Below are 4,848 nucleotides of genomic sequence, written 5' to 3'. Positions count from 1 at the left end.
GCAATACAGCTCTCCAACAGACCTTAAAATAGCCAAAATCATCGAGCAATACAGCTCTCCAATTGATCTTAAAGTCGCAAAGGTCATGGAGCAGCACCGCACTGCCCTAGGGCACAACCTGCTAGGAAAACTACTCAACAATGCATATTTAGAGACCGGATCAACGCTTGCCGACTTAAGCGTCGAAGATTTATTCAAGGAACTTGAAAGCCGGCATTCGGAGTTTGAAAAAAAACCAAACCTCGACCAAGAGAAGCCGGCTCAAAGTATAAAACTGGAAGGCTCTGAACCTGTCCCCAAAATCGCGACAGGAGAAGCTTCGGTCACCAGTACCCAAGACTTAACTGCCAAAAACGAAGTTCTCTCATCGATTCCGACCTGGCTGTTGCGATTTCTAGTGCACCTAACAATATTTTACCTTGCTAACATTTCGCAGTGGGAAAGTATTCGAGCATCAGTTGTTGATCTTAATGCTCGCCTCCCCCAAACAAAATCTCCGTCCAAGATTCGTGATTTCATTAGAAAGGAGCTCGCAGGGAAGCCGGGAGACATTCGCTTGGTGACCGGTTCGGATGTCAATTTTCGAACAGACCCAAGTTCGAAATCAGAGATAATATTAAAACTGCAAAAGAATTCTATTGTGGTCGTACAAGACAAAGAAAATCGAAACTGGCTCCTGGTGTCCTATGAAATCGAGGGATATTGGATAGATGGATACGTTTCCACCAAGTATCTAAAAAAGATTAAAAGGAATTGATCGTGAATGAGAATAGTCTCATGGCCACCCATTCCCGATTGTGCTGTAGTAGAAACCGAAAAGGCGACCAAATCCTCTAATATCGAGTCTCGGACGCCTTCGGGCTCTATGGGTTCAATAACACTATTTGGTATTTTTCACTCTGCCCTATCTCCCCTACCGGCAAAAAATCGCGGGGGAGAAACGCAAGACACTCGCACCTGGGACGACTCCCACTTTGTCGAGCAGTACAGGCCGAGTAGATGCCAATGAATATCGACGACGAGCTTCGAACTCAGCATGACCACTCATGTGGAAATGCTCCCAACACCAACTCCTCCTGCTCTGTAACGAAATCCACAAGCTGCGCGGGGATCTGACACAGGCAGACGCAACATCGAGAAACCGGTAGCGATCAACCAGAACTTGCAAACGTAGATCACCATAGAGCAATATCGGGCAAACAGCACATACGTCGACTACGTGAACGTGGTGCACTGGGCGCGCAGCCGTCATGGAATTGAGCTCACGAAGATCGACCAGGAGCGCGAGCAAACCGACAAACTTGCCCGACTGATCCTAAGGACCGACCAGGCTAAAACAACTACCCCAGCCCTAAGTGCTTTCAGTCCAACTTCCCCTACTAAGGAAAAAAAGTGTCAGTCGCTGATAACCTTACGCTAGTCAACCTTAACACAACAATCGCAGCAACAATGGCAATATTCGCGCTATTCGCACCAGGAAGCTTAATCATATATTTTTTTATACCAGAATTATTTATAAGCCTGGATACTCCAAAACTACTTCTACTTAGCATGGCAACAACCTTGCCGAGCCTTATAGCCCCTTTGATTACCTCGACATTAATTGAGGCAGGGGACAGTACTAACCTTAAAAGCCTTACTGGACAGGATCACCTTAGACATCTTATGCTCCATGGCTCACTCAGCGGACTAAACACTTATATAGCCATAACTACAAGCTATTACTACAAGTCCGAATTTGATGTTTTCTTACTTGTATATGTCATGACAATTGCAGCCCATGTAGCTCTTATAATCCTACAAGAGCCAGTAAAAGAAATCTGCAGGAAATTTAAATCAGTCTCTATCCCTACAAACCCAGAGTAAATCGAAAAACCCCAGAGCCCCGTACGATAGGGTGCTCTGGGCAAATGCTCAGAATCTGATGGAGTGCCTATTGGGTACTGAATGTCTTTGCCTCTAGCTCACCCGCAGGACTCAGAAAAGCCCTCCCAGCTCAGATGGTTCCCAATTAAAGATCACCAACTCTCCACTAACATCACCTTTGCTCTGTCGCTGGTTCATATTGCTGTAGCGGATATCCAGGCATTCGAAGTGGAAACCGCCGAAGACCCGTCGGATATCCGGGTGGTCGTTGATGCTAACCATCACCCTGCCCTTGCAGCGCCGCATAAAGTCGGCCATGCGTTCGTACTCCTCGAAAGGGAAGTCGACGCCATAACCGGCGGTCTGCCAGTAAGGCGGATCCATGTAGAAGAAGGTATGCGCTCGATCGTAGCGTTCGGCGCAATCCAGCCACGAGAGGTTCTCAACGTAGGTACCGGCGAGGCGCTGCCACGCTGCGGAGAGGTTCTCCTCGATGCGCAGCAGGTTGATGGCAGGCCCAGTGGTGGCGGTGCCGAAGGTTTGCCCGGTCACCTTGCCACCGAAAGCGTGCTGCTGCAGGTAGAAGAACCGCGCCGCGCGCTGGATGTCGGTTAGCGTCTCGGGGCGGGTCATCTTCTGCCACTCGAAGATCTGCCGCGAGCTGAGCGCCCACTTGAATTGGCGGACGAATTCCTCCAGGTGGTTCTGTACCACCCGGTAAAGAGTGACCAGGTCGCCGTTGAGGTCGTTGAGCACCTCAACCGGCGCAGCCTGGGGACGCATGAAGTACAACGCGGCGCCGCCGGCGAAGACTTCGACATAGCATTCATGAGGGGGAAAGAGGGGGATCAAGCGGTCGGCCAGGCGACGTTTGCCGCCCATCCAGGGAATGATAGGAGAGGTCATATGATTGCAAGTCTTTACTGTATGAATAAACAGGTGTTAGGCTGGCCGCGCTTTGTGCACAAGGCAGGGGCCACGGCTGGACTTGCAGGAAGGGTCTGCGGGTTCGGCGGGCCGGGCTGGATGTTGGCGCATCCACCCGGCTCGCCTCTTTACTACTTGGTGACTTCGCGGACGTAGGCCTGGCAGGCCTGCAGCGCGATCAGTCCCCGGTCGCCTTCGTCAGTGATGGCGACAATTCGTTGAGCATGCGCTCGGTCAAGTTGGGCGCGTACGGCTCCATGTACCACGCCTCCGGGGCTGGAGGCTTCTCGCACCCCACCGTTACAACCCTGGGCGGCAACGGATCCGGCGTCGAGTAGGACTGACAACCGCAGGTCAGCAGTAGCAAGGCGGTCGCGCAGGCGAGCCTGAGTTTGTTGTGCATCGTTCATCTCCTTCGAATGCGCCTGGCCCTGCGTTTTCAGGCGTGCCTCCAGGTCGCGGCGTGCAGTGTGCTGCACCGCCAGTTGATCAAGCGCCGCCGTAGCAGCATCCTCCCGCTCACGGGCATGGGCGCGCTCCTTGTCTGCCAACTGCTGGCCATAGTCCGTCGCCTGATCGGCGAGCAGCTTGCCGTAGGCGTTGTCCTGCCACACCCAGGCCGCCCGGGCACCCAAGGCACACGCGATCACCAGCGCCGCCAGGGCGATCAAACGAGCGCCCCAGGCGGTCACTGCAGCACCTCGAGCGCCCGCTTGTAGATGGCCTTGCGATCCTCAAGTCCATTAGTACCTCCGTTGATCCGCTTGGTGATGGCGAGGATTTCGCCCTTGTCGGCCAAGCTGTTCAAGCCCTCTCTGTGCCAGAACCAGCCGGCAGACAGCGAGGCGTACACCGGCTGCTCAAGCAGCTCTGGCGTGTTGAGCAAACGACTGTCACCGAACAGCGCCTCGCTGCAGGCCTCATAGTTGGCTCGCCCTGTTACCTGGATGAGCCCTCGGCCACGGTAAAGCTGGCCATCGCCGTCGGACTCAGGGGTGTTGCCAAGGCGTTGCGCCAAACGACCGGTGTCGTACTTCGAGAGGTAGGCATCGTTGCCGAGTTCGCGCAGGAACAGAAACTGGCCAGACTCATGCCCAACCTGGGCGAGAAACGCGGCCATGCGCAACCGCGTGATAATCCCGTACTTGCCCATGGTGGCATTGAGACCAGGAACAAAAACGCCGGCTTGGCGGCCGGCGTTGGGGAGGATTTGTAAGAGCTGTTTTTCAGTGATGGGCATCTATTGATCTCCAGATGAAGAAAACCCCGAACTTGTCGGGGTCTTGGTGTAGTGCTTGGTGCCACCGAGCCGGACTCCTGCCCAGAACAGCCAGCTTCGCCATCGGGCCACGCCTTCGGCACGCAGGGCTCGGTACAAGATCGCATCCGCTTCCTTTCGACTCACCTGGCCATTGGCGTACAACCAGTCGTGCACAGTTGCGGAGTAGTTGCCGTATCCGGAAACCAGAGCAAACAGCACGAACAGAAAGGCGTTATGCAGCACCCTGATACTGGCGAAGTCGGTGGCAAAGCCTGCCGGCACGGTGAACGTTCCGGCGTCATCCTCCAGCACAAGGTCCGCCAGCAAAGTATGCTGCCAGCGGTCAATCTGCTCTGTTTTCAATGTGGTCAAGAACTGGGTCATGTCGGCCACCCTTGTTCGAGCATCTGACCGGTGATAGAGCCGTCAGCCACGGCACTCAGCAACTCGGCCTCCCGGTCGAAGCAGGCCTGTACGTGTGCGCGCACCGCTGTGGCCAGCGCGATGACCTGGTCGCCCGTCAGCTCAACGAAGCCTGACGCCGTCTTCCACTTGATGCGGTAGTCGGGATCGAGCGAGGCAGCGAATGCAGCACCGGTCAGCAGCAACTGGCTGTCACGCTCGGTGTTGACCGCCAGACCCTCGACGACTGCGCCACCGGTTTCTGCCTGGAATCTGCGATCCGCGATGCGTTGCGCCCAGGCCGCTGCGAGAGCAGCCTTTTCCTCATCACTCAGCGGAGCCTGCTCATGCGTGACGATGACCACCTGGCGCTCGAGGTCCGGGGTCAGAAT

At 54.9% G+C, this 4,848-nt stretch carries 6 protein-coding genes; 1 reads left to right on the top strand and 5 read right to left on the bottom strand.

Annotation, left to right across the window (positions count from 1 at the left end):
- A partial coding sequence (locus tag BLX42_RS14325; protein ID WP_161872025.1) for an SH3 domain-containing protein occupies positions 1-757 on the top strand: 757 nt, incomplete at its 5' end.
- 1,220 nt (positions 758-1,977) lie between these two features.
- Here the strand turns inward: BLX42_RS14325 and BLX42_RS14320 are convergent.
- The 5 genes from BLX42_RS14320 to BLX42_RS14300 all read right to left on the bottom strand — a co-directional run.
- The gene (locus BLX42_RS14320; RefSeq protein WP_161872024.1) at positions 1,978-2,772 is read right to left on the bottom strand and encodes a DNA adenine methylase; all 795 of its coding nucleotides are present in this window, start codon (positions 2,770-2,772) and stop codon (positions 1,978-1,980) included.
- A 152-nt stretch (positions 2,773-2,924) separates the two neighbouring features.
- The gene (locus BLX42_RS14315) at positions 2,925-3,485 is read right to left on the bottom strand and encodes a lysis system i-spanin subunit Rz (protein WP_161872023.1); all 561 of its coding nucleotides are present in this window, start codon (positions 3,483-3,485) and stop codon (positions 2,925-2,927) included.
- Positions 3,482-4,033 (bottom strand): glycoside hydrolase family 19 protein, encoded by a 552-nt coding sequence (locus BLX42_RS14310; protein WP_161872022.1) that lies wholly within the window; start codon positions 4,031-4,033, stop codon positions 3,482-3,484. Before BLX42_RS14310 ends, BLX42_RS14315 begins: the two co-directional genes overlap by 4 nt.
- On the bottom strand, positions 4,034-4,438 hold the full coding sequence (locus tag BLX42_RS14305; protein ID WP_161872021.1) for a DUF1353 domain-containing protein: 405 nt from the start codon (positions 4,436-4,438) through the stop codon (positions 4,034-4,036).
- A partial coding sequence (locus BLX42_RS14300) for a DUF4376 domain-containing protein (RefSeq protein WP_218580313.1) occupies positions 4,435-4,848 on the bottom strand: 414 nt, incomplete at its 5' end. The genes BLX42_RS14305 and BLX42_RS14300, both read right to left, overlap by 4 nt.

This window comes from Pseudomonas sp. SG-MS2 (assembly GCF_009933855.1).
GTDB classification, from domain to species: Bacteria; Pseudomonadota; Gammaproteobacteria; order Pseudomonadales; family Pseudomonadaceae; genus Aquipseudomonas; species Aquipseudomonas putida_E.
The sequence above is the reverse complement of the archived record's forward strand: the minus strand, read 5'-3'. Positions and strand labels throughout refer to the sequence as shown.